This is a genomic window from Mycobacterium sp. (assembly GCF_040509115.1).
In the GTDB taxonomy this organism is placed as follows: Bacteria; Actinomycetota; Actinomycetes; order Mycobacteriales; family Mycobacteriaceae; genus Mycobacterium.
This window is the reverse complement of record NZ_JBEVLO010000005.1, coordinates 1-18,118: the sequence shown is the minus strand read 5'-3', so window position 1 is coordinate 18,118 and position 18,118 is coordinate 1. Positions and strand designations below refer to the sequence as shown.

Annotated in this window: 17 protein-coding genes, 1 pseudogene and 1 riboswitch; of the genes and pseudogenes, 14 read left to right on the top strand and 4 right to left on the bottom strand. The window is 64.3% G+C overall.

All coding sequences use genetic code 11. The annotated features are described in order from the left end of the window. Positions 1 to 58: 58 nt before the first annotated feature. A riboswitch (TPP riboswitch) is annotated at positions 59 to 170 on the bottom strand. Between the two features lie 92 nt (positions 171 to 262). Beyond that, positions 263 to 745, bottom strand: a complete 483-nt coding sequence (locus ABW137_RS00450) for a MarR family winged helix-turn-helix transcriptional regulator (protein ID WP_526395787.1) — start codon at positions 743 to 745, stop codon at positions 263 to 265. A 295-nt stretch (positions 746 to 1,040) separates the two neighbouring features. Next, positions 1,041 to 2,360, bottom strand: coding sequence for an HNH endonuclease signature motif containing protein (locus ABW137_RS00445; protein ID WP_526395786.1), 1,320 nt, complete (start codon positions 2,358 to 2,360; stop codon positions 1,041 to 1,043). A gap of 127 nt (positions 2,361 to 2,487) precedes the next feature. Here ABW137_RS00445 and ABW137_RS00440 point away from each other — a divergent pair, with 127 nt between their 5' ends. Together ABW137_RS00440 and ABW137_RS00435 are read left to right on the top strand one after the other, a co-directional pair. Further along, positions 2,488 to 3,105 carry an isochorismatase family protein gene (locus tag ABW137_RS00440; RefSeq protein ID WP_526395785.1) on the top strand — a complete coding sequence of 206 codons (618 nt, stop codon included), beginning with the start codon at positions 2,488 to 2,490 and terminating at the stop codon, positions 3,103 to 3,105. Between the two features lie 11 nt (positions 3,106 to 3,116). Next, positions 3,117 to 4,028 carry an alpha/beta hydrolase gene (locus ABW137_RS00435; RefSeq protein WP_526395784.1) on the top strand — a complete coding sequence of 304 codons (912 nt, stop codon included), beginning with the start codon at positions 3,117 to 3,119 and terminating at the stop codon, positions 4,026 to 4,028. Between the two features lie 2 nt (positions 4,029 to 4,030). On the opposite strand, the gene ABW137_RS00430 is transcribed toward ABW137_RS00435, so the two are convergent. Further along, on the bottom strand, positions 4,031 to 4,705 hold the full coding sequence (locus ABW137_RS00430; RefSeq protein ID WP_526395783.1) for an SDR family oxidoreductase: 675 nt from the start codon (positions 4,703 to 4,705) through the stop codon (positions 4,031 to 4,033). A gap of 103 nt (positions 4,706 to 4,808) precedes the next feature. Continuing rightward, on the bottom strand, positions 4,809 to 6,299 hold the full coding sequence (locus ABW137_RS00425; protein WP_526395782.1) for a PucR family transcriptional regulator: 1,491 nt from the start codon (positions 6,297 to 6,299) through the stop codon (positions 4,809 to 4,811). Positions 6,300 to 6,478: 179 nt separating this feature from the next. On the opposite strand from ABW137_RS00425, the gene ABW137_RS00420 reads away from it, so the two are divergent. From ABW137_RS00420 to ABW137_RS00365, 12 genes and pseudogenes are all read left to right on the top strand, one after another. Then, positions 6,479 to 7,237, top strand: coding sequence for a LamB/YcsF family protein (locus ABW137_RS00420; RefSeq protein ID WP_526395781.1), 759 nt, complete (start codon positions 6,479 to 6,481; stop codon positions 7,235 to 7,237). A gap of 8 nt (positions 7,238 to 7,245) precedes the next feature. After that, complete coding sequence (locus ABW137_RS00415) at positions 7,246 to 7,494, top strand: acetyl-CoA carboxylase (RefSeq protein ID WP_526395780.1); 249 nt, start codon at positions 7,246 to 7,248, stop codon at positions 7,492 to 7,494. Continuing rightward, positions 7,491 to 8,849, top strand: coding sequence for an acetyl-CoA carboxylase biotin carboxylase subunit (locus tag ABW137_RS00410; protein ID WP_526395779.1), 1,359 nt, complete (start codon positions 7,491 to 7,493; stop codon positions 8,847 to 8,849). Before ABW137_RS00415 ends, ABW137_RS00410 begins: the two co-directional genes overlap by 4 nt. Continuing rightward, entirely contained in the window at positions 8,846 to 9,757 is a 912-nt protein-coding gene (locus ABW137_RS00405) for a 5-oxoprolinase subunit B family protein (protein WP_526395778.1), read from the top strand. Before ABW137_RS00410 ends, ABW137_RS00405 begins: the two co-directional genes overlap by 4 nt. Further along, positions 9,741 to 10,718 carry a 5-oxoprolinase subunit C family protein gene (locus tag ABW137_RS00400; protein WP_526395777.1) on the top strand — a complete coding sequence of 326 codons (978 nt, stop codon included), beginning with the start codon at positions 9,741 to 9,743 and terminating at the stop codon, positions 10,716 to 10,718. The genes ABW137_RS00405 and ABW137_RS00400 overlap by 17 nt, the downstream gene beginning before the upstream one ends. A 117-nt stretch (positions 10,719 to 10,835) precedes the next feature. Then, positions 10,836 to 12,179, top strand: coding sequence for a purine-cytosine permease family protein (locus tag ABW137_RS00395; protein WP_526395776.1), 1,344 nt, complete (start codon positions 10,836 to 10,838; stop codon positions 12,177 to 12,179). Positions 12,180 to 12,383: 204 nt separating this feature from the next. Continuing rightward, entirely contained in the window at positions 12,384 to 13,286 is a 903-nt protein-coding gene (locus ABW137_RS00390; RefSeq protein ID WP_526395775.1) for an FAD binding domain-containing protein, read from the top strand. Beyond that, on the top strand, positions 13,265 to 13,747 hold the full coding sequence (locus tag ABW137_RS00385; RefSeq protein WP_526395774.1) for a (2Fe-2S)-binding protein: 483 nt from the start codon (positions 13,265 to 13,267) through the stop codon (positions 13,745 to 13,747). Before ABW137_RS00390 ends, ABW137_RS00385 begins: the two co-directional genes overlap by 22 nt. Further along, positions 13,744 to 16,137 carry a xanthine dehydrogenase family protein molybdopterin-binding subunit gene (locus ABW137_RS00380; protein WP_526395773.1) on the top strand — a complete coding sequence of 798 codons (2,394 nt, stop codon included), beginning with the start codon at positions 13,744 to 13,746 and terminating at the stop codon, positions 16,135 to 16,137. The genes ABW137_RS00385 and ABW137_RS00380 overlap by 4 nt, the downstream gene beginning before the upstream one ends. Positions 16,138 to 16,241: 104 nt before the next feature. Then, positions 16,242 to 17,042 carry an ATP-binding protein gene (locus ABW137_RS00375; protein ID WP_526395772.1) on the top strand — a complete coding sequence of 267 codons (801 nt, stop codon included), beginning with the start codon at positions 16,242 to 16,244 and terminating at the stop codon, positions 17,040 to 17,042. Next, positions 17,039 to 17,230, top strand: a pseudogene (locus ABW137_RS00370) (hypothetical protein); the annotation flags it as partial. The gene ABW137_RS00375 and the pseudogene ABW137_RS00370, both read left to right, overlap by 4 nt. Positions 17,231 to 17,242: 12 nt before the next feature. Further along, positions 17,243 to 18,118, top strand: an 876-nt coding sequence (locus ABW137_RS00365) for a VWA domain-containing protein (protein ID WP_526395798.1), incomplete at its 3' end; no start/stop codon positions are given.

The window sequence follows — 18,118 nt, the reverse complement described above, 5'->3', positions numbered from 1 at the left end:
CCACGGTCGGCGGTCGGGGGTCGCCCCAGCGCGTGATCAGGCCAGAGCTAGGTGACAGGCATCGTTCATGTCATCTCCCTACGCCGGCATTACCCGGTCAGGTTCGTACGGTCGACGGCCGCTCAGCCGTCCTCTCAGCGCACTCGGTGTGCACTCCCGTGTGGTTGCCCTACCAAGGTAGTGCAGGTGGGGTGGGTGCCGCTAGACCGGGTTGCGGTTGGCTCATTGAGGGCCCGTGTCTGACGCGGTTGCGTCAACGCGCTCAGCGGATCAAGTCCTGCTCCGCCGCGTCGTCCGCGGTTACGGCGCGTTGACGGTCGACCACTGCTTTGAAGGTTGCCATGAAGCGGGCGAACTCATCGGCGCCCAGAGCGCCCTCGTGCCGACTCATGATGTCGGCAATGATCGAGGTAGCAGCGCGCATCTGCGCGCGCCCGCGGCGGGTCGGCACCACCAACTTGGCACGACGATCCACTGGATCCGGACGCCGCTCGACGTACTTCAACGACTCGAGCTCATCCACGATGACACCTACGACCTGCTTGAGCTGCCCCGAGCGCCGGGCAAGGTCGGTCGCCCGTACTCCCTCGGGACGCAGATGGGCCAGTACCCCGCCGTGCCGGGGAACGATGTCGTCGAATCCCTGCTCGCGAAGGCGCTGAAAGAGCTCGGTTTGAAAGGCATGGAGCAGACGGCTGGACAGCACGCCGAGATCGTTCTCTCGAAAGCCGGCCCCGTCTGCCATTAGCGCCTCCACCATTCGCGTGGCTCGCCAGCCTATAGCGCTGCCCGCACTTGGGAGCAGCACGCCGGCGAGGACGTGGATGCACGACACCGGTCGCCTCGTCCCGTGACTAGTCGTTTGGCGGACATCGGATTGCATGCCTCGAGCGGAGAGCCGAACTCGATGCCGAAATCGGTTGTCTACGAGACCAATCCGTCTCGACAGCCCTGACACCCGGCCTCGACAGCACAACCAGCGCGGCCGCGTCGTGGAAGACGTAGCCCAAATGCGCTGCCCCCCAACGAGCAGCGCCCCGTCAGTTGTTCGACGGTGGCGGTTGGGGTTCGAAGGGGTCGTACCACCACCAGTCGGCGCGTTCCCCGGTCGGCCCGGCGTAGGGGGCGACCGCGGGTGGGGGTGTGGTCGGGGTGCGGGCCAGGGATCCTCGGCGCAGTGGTGTGCCGCCCTGGTCGAGGACGGTGAGGTGGTGGGCGTCGCCGGTGAGGGTGATGCCGCCGCGGTGGTGCAGCCGGTGATGGTACGGGCAGAGCAGGACGAGGTTGTTCAGTTCGGTGGCCCCGCCGTCCTCCCAGTGGTGGAGGTGGTGAGCGTGTAGTCCGCGGGTGGTTCCGCAGCCGGGGACCACGCAGGTGCGGTCGCGGTGTTCCAACGCCCGGCGCAGGCGGCGGCTGATCTGGCGGGTGGCCCGTGCGGAGCCAATGACCTGGCCGTGGCGTTGGAACCAGATCTCGCAGTCGGCCTCACACATCAGTTCGCGGCGGTCGGCCTCGGACAGGAACGGTCCCAGGTGCAGGACGGCGTCGCGGTGTTCGACGTCGAGGTGCACGACCACGGTGGTGCGTTGCCCGTGCGGGCGGGCGGCCACTTCGGTGTCCCAGCCGGCTTCGACGAGGCTGAGGAACCCGTCGACCAGGCTCGGGAACGGCGGTGTCTGCACAGCCGAGGCGGCGCCCTCGTCGTCGACATTGGTCGGGTCTCCGTCTGGGTCGGTGGCGTGGTCGCGTTTCCACTGTGCGACCAGCGCGTCGGTGTGCGAGGCCAGGGCGGCGTCGAAGAGGGCGGCCTCGGCGTGGGGCAGGGTGATCCGCCAGGTGGTGGACTCCTCACCGGAGGTCTTGGTGATCGACCGCGGTGGTTCCCGCCGCGGGGCGGGCGCGGGCGCGTCATCGGAACCAGGATCGGGTTCGGGTCGCGGCTCGAAGGAGATGGCGGTGCGCAATTGGGTGACGGTGGCACTCGCGGCCAACTGTGCGTAGTGCTCGTCGGATCCGCCGGCGGCGCGTTCGGCGATTACGCCGACCTGATCCAAGGACAGCCGCCCCTCGCGTAGGTCCGTCGCGCAGCGGGGAAACTCGTCGAGTCGGTGCGCGACGGCGGCGATGGTCTGGGCGTTGCGCGGTGAGGTGCCGGTCTGCCATGCCACGAGTGCCTCGATGGACCGGCAGCCGGTGTTGCCCCACAGTCCGTCGTGGTCGATTTCGGCCACGATCTCGACCACCCGACCGTCGAGCGCGTTGCGCTGACCGATGACCTCGGCCATTTCCTCGAACAACACCTCAAGACGCTCCTGCGGGCTCAACCCGGCAGGAGCGAAATCGGTTGCCGTCGATGACATGACCCCATCATCGCACCGAGGTCTGACAAGCAGGACCGGCCAAACGGACGTGCGTCTTGACAGCGCCAGGTCATCAAAGTAGTAAGTAATATTGATAGTAATAAAAGTTCCTAAAAGGGAGAAATGGATGGCGTCGACTGGGCGGGTGAGGTTCACCCGCGACAACACCGCAGTGCTGCTGATCGACCATCAGGTAGGCCTGTTCACGGGCGTGCGTGATCTCGGAATCGACGAGCTGAAGCACAACGTGGTGGGCCTGGCGCGCGCCGCGCAGCTTCTCGGGCTGCCCATCGTCGCGGTCACGACAGCGCGGGACAGCATGTGGGGACCGACGATTCCGGAATTAAAGGCAGTCCTCGGTGACACCGAGATCCTCGATCGGTCCACGGTCAACGCCTGGGACGACGAACGATTCGTTGCCCAAGTCACGCAGACGGGGCGCGATCACCTGATCATCGCTGGGCTCTCGTTCGAGGTGTGCGCCTCGCTGCCTGCGATCTCGGCTCGCGACAACGGGTTTCACCCGGTGGTCACGGTCGACGCGTGCGGCACCTTCTCGCACCACAAGCGTGAGGCCGGCCTCGCCCGCCTACTCACCCTGGGCATCGAGGTCTCCGACTACGCGACCATGATGGTCGAGATCATGGCCGACAACGCCGACCCGCAGGCCAATGCCGTCTATGCCGCGATGGACATGCCATGGGCGACGCTCATGGGGCAGGTTGCCGCATCGCTGTCGAAGTAGGGAGACCCCAGGTGCAGATCATTCCGCTCGATCCCGCAGACATCGCTGAAGGGCGTGCGCTCCGAACCGAATTCGCGCGGTTCTGGTCCACGGAGCAGGGCGACCCGCGCGCCATCTATGACCGGTTCATCGGCGCCACCCCCATCGCCCGGGGGGTGACGATCGACCACGTCGACGACGAGACCGCCCCGGGGGTATGGGTGAGGCCGGCCGATTCGGCACCGGACCGGGCGCTGCTGTTCCTGCACGGTGGCGGCTACGTGCAAGGCAGCGCCGCCGCCTACGCGGGTTTCGTCAGCCAACTCGCGACGCGGGCGGGGGTAGCGGCGTTCGCACTCGACTACCCGTTGGCGCCGGAAGCGCCGTTCCCAGCAGCGTTCGATCTGGCGGTGACGACACTTCAGCGCCTGGCCGGCGGCCACTCCGCCGTGGCCGTCGCCGGCGACTCCGCCGGTGGGGGCTTGACCCTGGCAACGGTCGCCGAGGCCAGGCGTCGCAATGTGAACGTCGCTGCCGTAGCAACGTTCTCACCGTTCACCGACCTGCGCATCAGTGGTGCGAGCGCTCAGCAGTTCGCCATTGGAGATCCGCTGCTCGATCCCATCTACCTCGGGGGCTGCGCGACGGCCTACCTCGGCGGGCTGCCACCCGATGATCCACGCGCCTCGCCTCTGTTCGACACCACGGCAGACCTGCCGCCGCTGCTGATCCAGGTCGGATCGGACGAGGTACTGCTCGACGACTCGCTGCGCTATGCCGACCGCGTCGAGAGGGCCGGAGGGAGCGTGCGGCTGGAAGTCTGGCAGGGCATGCACCACGTCTTTCAGCTCAATGTCGCCGAACTCGTCAGTGCGCGTGCGGCTCTCGACAGTGCTGCATCGTTCTTGGCCGACTACCTCGACGTGCGTGTCAAGCGGCCATGAGGTCAGGCGGCCATGAGGTAGTGCGGGCCGCCGACGTAGACGATGCTCCGCGGGTCCGCCTTCTCGGTCACCCCGACGATGGCGTCGGCGAACTGGTGGTAGGCCAACAGCGTCTCGTCCGTCATGTCGCCAGAAACCACCTTGAGATTCACGCCGGCGCGTCCCAATAGCGAACGCATGGCATACAGGGCCGTCTCGCCGGCGCGCTTGCTCGCAGCGATGGCCGAATAGCCCATGGGCACAGCCTTGTTGGGAAAGAAGTGAGCTTGGTGGCTGGTGACGAACACGATGCGCCCGCCTGCAGGCATCAGCGGGACCGCCAACTGGACGAGGTGGCGCTGGGCGTCGCGGTTGATCCGCATGGGATAACTGGAGTCCGAGCCCACGTCGAGTCCGCTCGATGCGTTGAGGATCAGGGCGTCCAATCGGCCGAAACGGTCCGCAATGGATTCGATCATCGTTTCGGCCTCGCGGTCGCTGGAGATGTCGGCGGCGAGGGTGGACGCGTGCCCGCCTGCCTGGCGGATGGCCTCTGCGACGGCGTCGGCTTGGTCGGCGTGCTTGCGGTAGTTGACGATGACGTGAGTGTCTGGACTGGTGAGTCGCTGCGCGACCTCCGCGCCGACGCCCCTGGATGCCCCGGTGACGAGGACGATTCGTGCCGGTGAGTGGTGCATGTGCTTCCTTCCGTCACTGTTGTCGACGCGCAACAGACGCCACGGTACACGGGAGTTAAGAAACATAAGAGATAGGTAAGGTAACAATAAGGGTGCGATGTTTCTATCGGTGGCGCTGCATATCCCAAACCGCCAGTGCTACTGCGCACGTGGTCTGGCCGTCGACCGTGGACAGCGAAACGCCGAGGAGGTGGGCGATACGCGTCAACCGGTGAGTGAGGGAGTTGCGATGGATGAACAGCTTCGTTGCGGTCTTGCCTGGGCTGCCGTCGCACTCCAGGTAGGCGCGCATGGTGCGCATGAGGTCGGTGCCGTTGTCCTTGTCGTACTGCCGCAGGGGGGCTAGGAAGCGAAGTGCTTCGTTGACGGCGCTAGACGAGAGCCCGGTGGCCAGCACCGAAGCCAAGTCGAACTTGCGCGCCAGTGTCGGCTCGCTGACCGTCATCAGCTGTCTTGGGGACGCCAGCATCGCAGTGCGCAGGCTCCCTATGTCGTGAATGGGATCGGAAACTATGGCAGGACGCCGTGGGGCAATTTCGATGAGCAGACGCAACATCGCGGCGGTCGCCGTGGCGGGGGTAAATCCTTGACCGAGCAGGACGAGGTGATCACCGACGTCGGCAAGTCCCAGTGACGGTAGGAGCGCTGACAGCTCGAAACGCAACCGCCACGAATCATTGCGGTCAGGCCCAGTCTTGATGGTCGCGAGCAGCACAGGTCTAGAAGGATTGAAACCCGCTGCGCGCATTAGCCTTTGTGTGTGCCGCGGTGACTCGGTGTGGGGAGATCGAAGATGCTCGACGAGGGTACGCATACGTTCGTTTTCCTCCGAGTACTGCTCGGCGGTAGAGCTGAGGTGCAGGCTGACGATCGCACCGACGGGACCCAACAGCGCATCGAGCGTTGCTTCATCTTCTGGTGAGCGCACGGCAATGGAGAAGTGCGAGCCGTCTCGAACGGAATTGAGATGTCGGACGTGTTCATTCATCTGGTTGCCCTCGCTGCGCGCACGGCTGGTCGGCGGCACAGTCCACTGCATCCCGACGGGCTGACTGGCGACAAGCCTGCCCTGTTCGTCGATCAAACCGACCTCTCCGCCAACCGCTGTGCGGATCCGATCGAGCAGCTCGAGGACCGTCGTGCCTCGGGCCTCAAGCTCGGCGCATTGATCAGCCAACGTCAACGATCTGCGCAACAGGGCATAGGTTTCCGCTTGCAGTGTGTCGGTGACCAGGCGGTGTACTTGCAGCAGGTTGACAGGTGGCGCGACTTCGAGCACCGGGACGTCGAACTTGTTGCCGGCACTGATGAGTCCGGTGGGGACGGCGGAGTGCGCAATGCCGGAGTTGAACACGATGCCCGCCACCGGCACCTTGGACAGCCGCTCCACATAGGCGTCCCACGTCCTGGCGTCCTGGAAGTTCATCGCGATGCCCGCGAGGGTGATCAGTTCGGACCCCTGCAGATAGGCGGTTGGTTCGATCAACTCGGTTGGAGCCACCGCCGTGACCCGCCGCCGAAGGTGGGTGTCTCTGGTCGCAGTCTTCAGTTGAAGATCTAGATAGGGGTGGGCCAGAAGCGCCTCCAGAAGCATGAACTTAACCTCCCTGCAACAATTTCACCTGGTTGCGACGCCTTTTCCCGGCAGGCAGGAATGGCTGCTTACGCACGCCTTTACGGTTCCATCATTGTGCACCTGCACCCCAGATGCACGCGGAGTTCGTGCATCTGCCCAATAGTTATGAGCTGGTTCGGTGCTTAGCGTTCACTGCTATGTCAACAGCAACTCCAGCAATCGAGATCAATTCGGATCTCGGCGAGTCGTTCGGCTTACTGAGCTTCGGGCACGACGATGCGCTGCTCGGTGTGATCGACGCGGCGAACATCGCGTGCGGATTTCACGCAGGAGATCCCCACGTGATGGCCGCGACGGTGCAGTCCGCGTCGGCCGCTGGAGTGGCGCTTGGAGCGCACCCCGGTTTGCCGGACCTGCCGGGGTTCGGGCGGCGCGCCATGAATTTGTCCCCCGACGAGGTGCGACACATCGTGCTCTACCAGGTTGGCGCCTTGTCCGGCTTCGTCTCCGACATCGATGCACGCCTCAGTCACGTCAAACCCCACGGCGCGCTATACGGGATGCTTGCGCGCGACGACGAGATGATGGCGCCGGTAGCAGAGTTCGCGGCCCGCAACGGTCTACGGGTGTTCGGATTGGCAGGCACCGCCCACCAGAGTTGCGCGGAGTCGGCGGGAGCGGAGTTCGTCGGCGAACTCTATGTAGACCTTGACTATCGAGCCGACGGCAGTCTGATCATCGTCCGGCGACCGCAGGAGTCGGATCCCCGAGCTGCGGCCGACCGCGTGAAGTCCGCGGTGCAAACCGGGTTCATCACCGCCGACGATGGCAGCTCGATCCCTGTCGAATTCTCGAGCGTCTGCATTCACTCAGACGTGCCGAACTGTGTTGACGTCGCGACTGCGGTCGCCAACGCCCTGTCGGAACTGCAAGAGCAATCGTCCACGATCAAGTAAGGAACACAGTGCCTCAGCATGAAGTCATCACGCCCGTCCCCGGTGTGTTCTACCGCCACCCCGGACCCGGCAAGCCGCCCTACGTCAACGAAGGGGAGCACATAGAGGCCGGACAAGCGGTCGGCTTGGTCGAGATCATGAAGCAGTTCAGTGAGATCAAGAGCCCCGTCGCAGGCGTACTCGCATCGTTCGTGGTCAGCGACCAGAGCGAAGTCACCCCTGGCGCAATCATCGCGTACGTGGAGGCAGCATCATGAGACGTTTGCTGGTGGCCAACCGGGGTGAGATCGCCGTCCGCATCATTCGTACCGCACACGAGATGGGCATGGAGACCGTGCTCGCGGTCAGCGAGGTTGACCGCCAAAGCTTTGCGGCCGAGCTATCCGATCTAGTGACCGTCATTGGACCCGCTCAGGCCGCGCAAAGCTACCTAAGTCGCCAGGCGTTAGCCGACGCGGTGACGACATCGGGCGCTGACGGCGTACACCCAGGCTACGGATTCCTTTCCGAGGACGCCGAATTCGCCCAAAACATCGTCGATCTCGGTGTCACGTGGGTCGGCCCGAGTCCGGACGCGATCAACCTCATGGGAAACAAAGCGGCCGCACGGCAGGCCGCGAAGGACGCCGGAGTCCCGGTTCTCAAGGGCAGCGATGGAGCGGTCGGCCCCGACGACGACCTGCCCGAAATCGCCAGCCAGGTCGGCTATCCGCTGCTGATCAAGGCCTCGGCCGGCGGAGGAGGCCGAGGAATCCGCATCGTGGAAGACCCCGAACGCCTGCTGGAAGAAGTGCAGCTGGCTGCCGCCGAGGCCGGTGCCGCATTCGGCGACTCCGCTGTCTACCTGGAGCGGTACATCCCGCACGCGCGCCACGTCGAAGTGCAGGTTCTTGGCGACGGTGTCGATGTGGTGCACCTATTCGATCGCGACTGTTCGCTGCAACGACGCAACCAAAAGATCGTCGAGGAAACGCCCGCTCCCAACATTGCTCATGACTTGCGGCAACAGATGTTTGACTCCGCGGTGCAGCTCGCCAAGTCGTGCCACTACCGGGGTGCGGGCACGGTCGAATATCTATACGATCCCGAGCGCGAAGAGATCTGCTTCATCGAGATGAATACCCGCCTGCAGGTCGAGCACCCCGTGACCGAAATGATCACAGGCATCGACCTCGTTCGGGAGCAGCTACGGATTGCTGACGGGGAGAGAATCGGATATCAGCAATCCGACATCACCGCCAGCGGCCACGCGATCGAGATGCGCATCAACGCGGAGAACCCAGCGCTCGGTTTCATGCCGAGTCCGGGGACCTTGGCGGAGGTCCGGTGGCCAGGTGGCCCAGGAGTTCGGATAGATTCCGGCGTCGTCACTGGATCTTCCATTGCGCCCTACTATGACTCATTGATCGCGAAAGTCGTTGTTTGGCACAGTGATCGAGGGCAGGCGATTGATAGGGCGGTCCGCGCGCTGAGCGAACTGCGGATCGACGGAGTGCAGACCACGACGCGCTATCTCGAAGCGGTACTGCAGCACCCAGCCTTCCGAAGCGTCGAGCACCACACGAAATTCCTCGAGACATCGGCCGCAGAACTGTTACAGGAGATGACATGACCTCATCAATAGACGTTGCGCCGCCACGATATTCGTGGGGAGGTGACGAGTTCTTGTTCGTTGAAATGGACGAGGCCATGAGCCTGGAGGCCTTTCTGCGCGCCGGGCACCTCGCCGATGCCATCGCGTCGGACGGGATAGTCGGCGTCACCGATATCTGCCCCACCAACACCTCGCTGCTATTGCGCTACGACCCCGATGTCATTGCGCCCGACGCCTTGCGCAGCCGAGTCCGCCATCTTGAGGAGCGATCGCGCGACGGCGGGCCGCAGGGCGGCCCAGCGCCCACCCGCGTATTCGAGGTACCGGTGTGGTACGCCGACCCCTACACATCCGAAGTGGCCCAGCGTTTCAGGACTCACCACCAGACGCCGGAGAAGACAGACCTGGAGTTCGCAGCTGACCTCAACGGCATTGCCGACGCGGACACGCTGATAGAACGCCACCACGCAGCGCCATGGATGGTGACCGCCGTCGGTTTCGTCGCCGGCCTCCCGTTCATGTACCAGATGGTGCCGCGGGACGAGCAGATCGAGGTGCCGAAGTACCTCAGCCCACGCACGGACACGCCCGCGCTGACAGTGGGCCACGGAGGCTGCTTCAGCGTCATCTATTCGGTCCGCGGAGCCGGCGGATATCAGATGTTCGGCATCGCCGCGGCACCGATATTCGCGCCGGACTCCTCGCTTCACGATTTCCAGGACTCGATGGTGCTATTCCGATCCGGCGACATCGTGAAGTTCAAGCCAATCGATGCAGACGAATACCACGACATTCAAAAGCGTTGCGAAGAAGGCACTTTCCGATATCGCACCGCTGCTGTTCCCTTCGACGTCGACCTGTGGCGGCGGGACCCCGCAAGCTACAACGCATCCGTGATGGAGGCCCTCGATGGCACTGCTGGTTGAAGAACCCGGTTTGGCGTCCAGTATTCAGGATCTAGGACGCCCTGGCCATTACAACGTCGGGATCCCGCTCGGCGGTGCGATGGACACGCTTGCCCACGAAATAGCCAACCTCCTCGTCGGCAACGAACGTGGTGCTGCCACCGTGGAGTGCACCTATACCGGACCACACCTCACCGTGACAGCGCCCACCACGATGGCGGTCACGGGCGCCGTGATGGACGTGAGGGTCAACGGCGAGATGGTGCCGCAATGGACCGCGGTGGCCCTCGACGAGGGCGATAGCGTCGTCCTCGGATTCGCCTCTGCCGGTGCACGCGCCTACCTCGCGTTCGCGGGCGGCATCGACGTACCTGTGGTCCTCGGCAGCAGAGGTACCTATGGCCTCGGCAAGATCGGGGGCCTGCAAGGACGTCCATTGACTGGCGGTGACGAACTGACGCTGGGACAGGCCTCGTCCCGCCCGGGCGTGGGACGGGGGCTCAGCGAGGCGTCCAGGCCGCAGTACGCCCGCAACACCGAGTCGCGGATAATTTGGGGCCCTTACGATCACAGACTCATCGAGGAGTCGCGGGAGCTCTTGACCGCTAGCGAGTGGACGCTGACCCCGGTAGCGGACCGCACCGGGTTACGTTTCAACGGCGACCAGAAGTTCGAGTTCGTGCCCCGCGAGCAGCCGTTCGGCGCCGGTTCGGATCCCTCGAACATCGTCGATGCCGGATATGCGATGGGGTCGATCCAGATCCCCGGCGGTAGCCAACCCATCGTGCTTCATCGCGACGCAGTTTCAGCTGGCGGCTACGCGATGGTCGCGACCGTCATCAGCCCAGACCTGAACGCCTTGGCGCAGTTGACTCCGGGATCCACCACACGATTCGAAGCCGTGACCATCGAAGAGGCCCTCCAGGCGCGCAAAGATGCGCAGGCGAAGCGGGGCCGCATCTTGGCTGAACTCGCTTCCTAGAAGCCAGATTGACGTCATAGCCGCTGCAGCGCTGCAGGCGGCGCATCACCGGTCGCCTTGGCGCCGACGTTCCGCGTTCCCACACACCTGCTTCTTTCTATCACCGGAGGTTTCCGCATGTTTGCCAGCAAAGACCCGCACGCCATCGCCGAGACGACGCGCGACCCTGATGGCGTCGAGTCTGACCGAGTGGGGAAGTGGTCGTTGACCATGGCGTACTGGGCCATGTTCTCGGCGATGTTCTGGCTATACATCGCCGTCGCGTCCCAGGCTGCCGTCGGCACCCTCAACACGATCATCGGCATGGTCTTGAGCATCGCGAGTTACGGTGCCATCAACGCCGTGCTGTCACGGCACGCGATCCGGTACGGCCATACCATCAGCAGCTTCTCACGCGCCATATTCGGGCCCCTCGGTTCGGCGCTGGCGGCATTGCTCTTCGCGGTCACGGCGATCTACTACGCCACGTTCGAGGGCTCCATCATCGCCGTCGCGTTGCGGGAATACTTCGGTGGCTCAATGTGGCTGTGGTACCTCGCGGTGGTGCTGTACGCGCTTCCGTTGGTGGCACACGGTGTTCAGAACTGGCTGGACAAGCTCAACGGCGTGCTCCTTCCGCTGTACGTGGCCGGGCTCATCGCAATCGTCGTCGGCGCAACGATCAAGCAGGGATATCCGAGCGGGTGGATGACTCACACCGTCGCGCAGAGCAGCGCACTGCCGGGATGGCTGAGCTCCTACCTGATCTACATGGGTGTGTGGGTGATGATGATGTACACCTACGAATTCGCCCGCCTCGGCCGCAGCCAACACCAGCGCTTTCACGGCACGGTGACGTTTGGGTGGGTGTTCTACCTGCTGACCTTCGGCGTCAACGGACTGGTCGGCATCTACCTGGTGACGGCATGGAAGGTGGAGGGCACGGAAACTGGTGTGGTGACCGCGATTCTGAGTTCGTTGGGTGTCGTGGGGCTGATCGTGATCGTGATCTCGCAAACGCGCATCAACACCGCCAACTACTATGCAGCGTCGACCAACCTGCAGGACCTGGCCGAGAGCATCTCCGGTCGGCGAACCCCCCGGATCGTCTGGGTGCTGGTGGCAGGCGTATTCGCCTACCTCTTCATGCTGACCGATGTTCTCAGCTACTTGCTGAGAGCATTGGCGTGGCAGGGCGTATTCGTGACGGCGTGGGTCGCCATAGCGCTGACCGCCATCTACTTCAACAGCCACGCTCGGCCGACCGCCACCAACCCGGCGACTGCGTCGGAAGGCTACGGATTCCTCTCCGCGTGGCCGATCCTGTCCTGGATCGCGGCGTCCGCCATTGGCATCGCGCTGACCGAGCAGACCATGCAGCCGACGCTCGCCGCCCTGTCACCGGCGATCACCGTGGTGATCGCCGTCGTGCTATACGCCGCAGGTCGCGTCCGTGGATCTCAAAAGCAACGAATTCGCTGATTGCCTCGCTGTAGGCGCGTGAGAAAGGTGATCAGCGGTGAGAGAACACTTCGACGAATATGCCCAATGGTGGGACGGGTGGACCGCCAGCAGACATCTGGATCCGCTGTGCCGCAGGTCTTCTCAAGCGTCGTGCAGCACATGGCTCGGCGTCCCCACGTCAGCTGCCATCCGTCCCAGCGCCGCACCCGACGGGAGCTCCCGATGACCGACACCACGCAACCAGGCGTCACGATCGACGTCGCAACCCCGTACACCTTGGACGACGCAGTCGACCTCATCACGGACGAGCTGCGACCGCACACACCGCTCGCCGGAGGCACCTGGATCATGCGCGCTCCGCTCCGTGGTGAGGATTTCGCGCACCGCTACGCTGATCTGGGCGCTGTGGGCTCTCTCACCGAAATCGACTGGCACGAAGGTGGGTTGCGGATTGGCGCCATGGTCACCCACGATGGGCTTGGGCGGATCGTTGCATCCGTCCCACAGTTGCGTGGACTTGCCACTGCCGCGTTGACCTCCGCGAACCCAGGCGTGCGCAACATCGCCACCATCGGCGGCAACATTGCCGCAACGCAGTTTCGGTGCCCCGATGTGACCACCGCGCTGCTCAGCCTGCGCGCGAACGTCAACATTCGCACCCACAGCAGCCGGGACGCGAAACTCATACCCCTGCATGCATTTCTGGAGTCCCCGAGCGGAGGTCGTCATCTCATCACGGGGGCAGAGTTCCCGCTGCCGTCCGGGCCGAGCGCTCACCTCCGGCTTCCACTGCGTGCCGCCGGCGACTATCCAGCAGTCATCTGCAGTGTCAGCACCGAAGTGGGCCGTGATGGTCGGATGGCATCGGCCACGATCTCCTATGGTGCGCTCAGCGGTCGACCGATGCGCTGGCGTGCGCTGGAGGCAGCCGTCAACGTGCACGGCTTCGACCCCGAGTTCGCCGAACGTGAGGCGCGCGTGCTGGCGCCTGCGCTCACTGCGTCCGACTCACCCGGCGTCCCCGCGGACTATCGGCGGGGTGTCCTGCCGTCATTGATCGGACGCGCATTCGCCGATTGTCACTCACAAATGAAAGGTGCCCCATGGTTTACCACCTCGTCGTGAACGGTGAAGGCCATGACATCAGCGCAAGCCCGATGTGTTCCCTGAGTAGGGTGCTCCGCGAGCGCCTTCACCTCACCGGGACGAAATTAGCGTGTGGCGAGGGGTTCTGCGGTTCCTGCAGTGTGTTGGTCGACGGCAACATCGTGCCGTCATGCCTGGTTTCAATCGCACGAGCGCAAGGGCACGAAATCGACACCATCGAAGCCCTCACCGCAGGCCATCCGACAGTGAGTGCCATCGCCGCAGCGTTCGTTGAAGATGACGTGGTGCAGTGCGGCATGTGCTTTCCCGGCATGCTGGTGGCAATACGTGCACTTCTGTCGAGGAATCCGAAGCCCACACGCAGCGAACTAGTCGATGGTCTTACCGGAAACCTCTGTCGCTGCACTGGATACGCACGGCTGGTCGACAGCGCCATCGGCGTAATCGACAACATCGCGTCCGTCGAGACGGCGAAATGAGCGTCGGCGAGAATCGGGCCCGCCGTGACGGCGCCGACAAGGTCACTGGACGAACGCGCTTCACGATCGACACCTATCCCGAGAATGCGCTTCACGCTGCGCTACGACGCGCCGACCTCGCGGCGGGCCGCATTCTGACCATCGATACCGCGCGGGCGGAAGCCGTCCCCGGGGTACGGGCCGTGATCACCGCCAGGGATGTGACCGGCTATGAGGGCCTCGGCGTGCGCGACCGACAACTCTTCGCACGGGATATGGTGCGCTACTTTGGTGAGCCGCTCGCCGCCGTCGCCGCGGACACGATCGAGATCGCCGAGTATGCGTGCTCCCTCATCGACGTCGAGATCGAGGAGATCGAGCCCGTGGTTCGGATGTCTGACGCGCTCAAGGAGGGCGCCCGCCTCATCCACCCCGACTGGCAGCAGTACGACCAGACCGAACAAGGCAAGCGCGCCGGTAACGTCGCATGGGAAGCGACCGTCGTCCGGGGTGACACTGCGTCGCAGTTCGCCCGAGAGGACGTCACCGTCGTCGAGGGCACCTACACCGTGGGTCGGCAGAACCAGGCCTACTTCGAGCCACGCGTGAGCATCGCGACCTACGAAGACGGGCGGTACACGATCACGACGTCGACCCAGGTGCCGTGGGCCGTCCGCAGCACGGTCGCCGAACTTCTCGAGGTTCCCGAATCGTCAGTGCGCGTGATCGTTCCACCGGTCGGGGGCGCGTTCGGCGGCAAATTCGAGGCCGCCTTGGAGACATTCGCCGCCGCGCTCGCCGAACGCACGAGGCGGCCGGTCCGGATCGCGAACTCCAGACAGGACGAGATGCTGACCGCTCCGGCGCGCGACAACGCCGAGATTCGCATCCGCTCGGCCATCGACCCCGGACACCGGATCGTGGCACGTGAGGCCACCGTGCTGATGGACGCGGGTGCCTACAGCGGCGAACAGGGGTTCCTGACCGCGATGACCGCCTACACCTTGGGCGGGGTGTACGAACTGGGGTCCGTTCGGCTGGTGTCGCAGGCTGTGTACACGAACACCCCGCCCACCGGTGCGTTCCGGTCGTGCAACGGCGCCTACAACATGTTCGCACTGGAGATGCACACGCGCGACATCTCTGATCGACTCGGCGTCGATGTCGATGAGTTTCGGCGTCGCAACGCGATTCGAGACGGGTCTATCAATGCCATCGGCCAACCGATGGACGGCGACATTCTGATCCCGATGCTCGACCGGATGACGGCTCTGCGCCACCAGACCCCGCGACCTCGCGGTGGAGACGTGATCGACGGAGTCCTGCCCGACGGCCGCCTCTACGGGCGTGCCACCGTCTTTGGAGCCTGGTTCGTCTTGGTTGGGCCTTCGGCGTGCACCGTCAACCTCAACCCCGATGGCAGCGCCACGGTGGTGACATCGGGGGTAGAGATTGGATCCGGGTCGATGGTGCAATCGATCCCCCAGATCGTGGCGCAGTCACTGGGCATTGATCCAGACCACGTCACCGTTCGAGCCGCCGACACTGATTCCGGCGGCTACGACGCGGGCGTCGGCGGTGGACGTACCACCGTGTCCCTTGGCGGAGCCTCGACGGCTGCCTGTGAGGAAGTGCGGAAGAAGGCCATCGTCGTTGCCGCCGATCTTCTCGAAGCGGCACCGGAGGACCTGACGTATGCCGACGGAACAGTCGAGGTGACAGGTGTTCCCGGGATGGGGGTTTCGGTCACGGAGATCGCGCGTCACGCCCAGAAGAGATTCGGCCCGATCTCGGGCTCGGGAGCGTTCAACCGCGAAGGGGTGCAGCGGTTGCCCGGATGCATCGCCGGCCACATGGTCGACGGCATCGAAATGCCGATCTACGCGGTACACGACTGCGAGATCGCGATTGACGGGGATACGGGGCACATCGAAGTGCTCGCCTACCGGACGGTGCAGGACGTCGGCCGCGCCATCAACCCGCGCGCCATCGGCGGGCAAATACAGGGCGGTATCGTCCAAGGACTCGGCTACGCGATCCACGAAGAGATCACCATTGACGGCCGCGGGCGGATTGAACAGACAGGCTTCGAGGGCTACCGACTGCCCGGTGTCAAGGACTCGGTTGCCGTCAGCATCGACCTGTTCGAGGGCGCGCCGTCCTATGGTCCGTTCGGCGCGAAGGGGGCAGGAGAGATCCCGATCGTCGCGGTGGCGGCTGCAATCGCCAGCGCTGTCGCAGAAGCCACCGGCAAGACCGTGCAACAGATCCCGTTGACGCCGCCCCGGGTGTGGCGGCTCATCAACGACTGCGAACCCGAGGTCACGTTGGATTGGATCTCGAAATCGTGGCGCGACAACGTTATCGGTGATGCCGATACACTTGAGCGAGACGCAGGAGTATTCCCGTGACGGGTACCGGGGGCGGCGCGCCTACCGAGTTCGGCTCACCGGAGCAGGTCGCTCGTCGACTGGCGGACGTCGGGTACGTCTCGAATCCCCACATCGATCAACTGGTGTTTCTCGCCAGCCGGCTACATCGGCCGATGTTCCTTGAGGGACATCCAGGCTCGGGGAAGACTTACCTGGCCACGGCGCTCGCCGAGGCGACCGGTCGTCAGCCGTACCGCGTGCAATGCTTTGCAGGCGTCGATGCCAGCGCCGCTCTATTCGAGTGGGACTTCGCGGCGCAAGTGTTGTATCTGCGTTCGCTACAACAACACTCGGCAGTAGCCGACGGGGATGACGAATCCATCTACAGCCGGCGCTTCCTGGAGGCTCGGCCGATCATGCGCGCCGTCGAGAACCCACACTCGGTGCTGCTGATCGACGAGGTCGACCGAGCTGACGAGGCCTTCGAGGCCGTTCTGCTGGAATTCCTGTCGGACTATTCAATCACGGTGCCGCACTTGGGGACGGTGTGCTCGCCGTCGCCCGCCACACACCCCATCGTAGTCTTGACCTCCAACCGCACCCGAGATGTGCACGATGCGCTCAAACGGCGCTGTCTCTACCACTATTTCGAGCATCCCAACCTCGATCAGCAGACCGCCGTCTTGGCGTCGCAGTTGCCCGAACTGCGCGTGGAGCGCGCACAATCCATCGTGACGTTTGTCGACGGCTATCGCCAACGGGACATGATTCGTCCGCCCGGCCTGTCCGAACTCCTGGATTTTGCCGCGGCGCTGGCGGTTGCAGCTGATCCCGTTGTCAGCGAGAGCGCAGTGCGCGCCGCGGCCCGCACCCTGGTCAAGGACCCCGATGATCTTTGTGTGGTCGATCAGGTCCCGATACCGCCTGCGCTCCTGGAGCCATGAAGTCACCGCGTCCCGTAGAAGGCGTCATCGACGTCGTAAACACGTTGCGGAACCTGGGGATCGACTGTCCGGCCGACAGCGTCCAGTGCTTCGCTGCCGCCGTGCAACAATTTCCCCTCGTCACACCGCAATCGCTGTGGGCGGCTGGACGGTCGACGCTGTGTCGGACCGCCGAGACACAACGCCTCTTCGATGACCTGATGTCAGACCTGGGTGCCCACATCCCAGGGCTCGAGACGCCGACGCTGGGCCGCGGCGAAGAGACCATCGTCACCGGCCACGCCGAAGCCGAACACCTTGGCCCTGAAGCGGAGTCGAGGTCGCAGGTCGTGGTCCGTGCTGTGGCGTCCACGCAGCCGCAACTGCGCGGCCTTGATTTCGCCGCTGTGCCGGACGACTGGCATCCGCGTCTGATCACCGAAGTGCGGCGAGCAACCCAATCCCTGGTCCGCCGTGCCTACGGCGGCCCTGCCTCAGCGTGGCGCCACGTTGACGTGGCAGCCACGATACGTGCCCTGGTCAAGTTCGACGGCGATCTGCCTGCGCTTTCGGTCAAAGCAGCAGGTTCGGTGTACGAGTCCGTTGACATCGCGGTGGATCTCTCTGGATCGATGTCCCCGTACGCCGACGCATTGCTTACGTTCGCATTCGCGTTCGCTGACCACTATCCGGGGAGTGTCCGGATCTGCGCCCTTGGCATGGGTTTCACCGATCTGACGAAGCGCGCCCGCACTGGTCGAACACGGCATGCTCCGATGCAACCTCGGGTGAACCGCGGTGGGACGCAACTGGGCCGATCGCTGGCGGTGATGGGGGAGTGGCGCGTCAAGCAAGCCCGCTCGCGGCGGCCTCAGCTGGTCATCTTCAGTGACGGTTGGGACGGTGGCGGACACGTGGAGCTACACGATGCGATGACGCGGCTGCGTCGCCTTTATCGGAACATCGTCTGGGCCAATCCGCACGTCGCTAAGCAGGGTTATCAACCGGTGCAGCGCGGCATCATGGTCGCGCTGCCGCATGTCGACCATCTGACGTCGGGCCACAGCGTCGATGCGCTGGCCGCGATAATCGCGTTG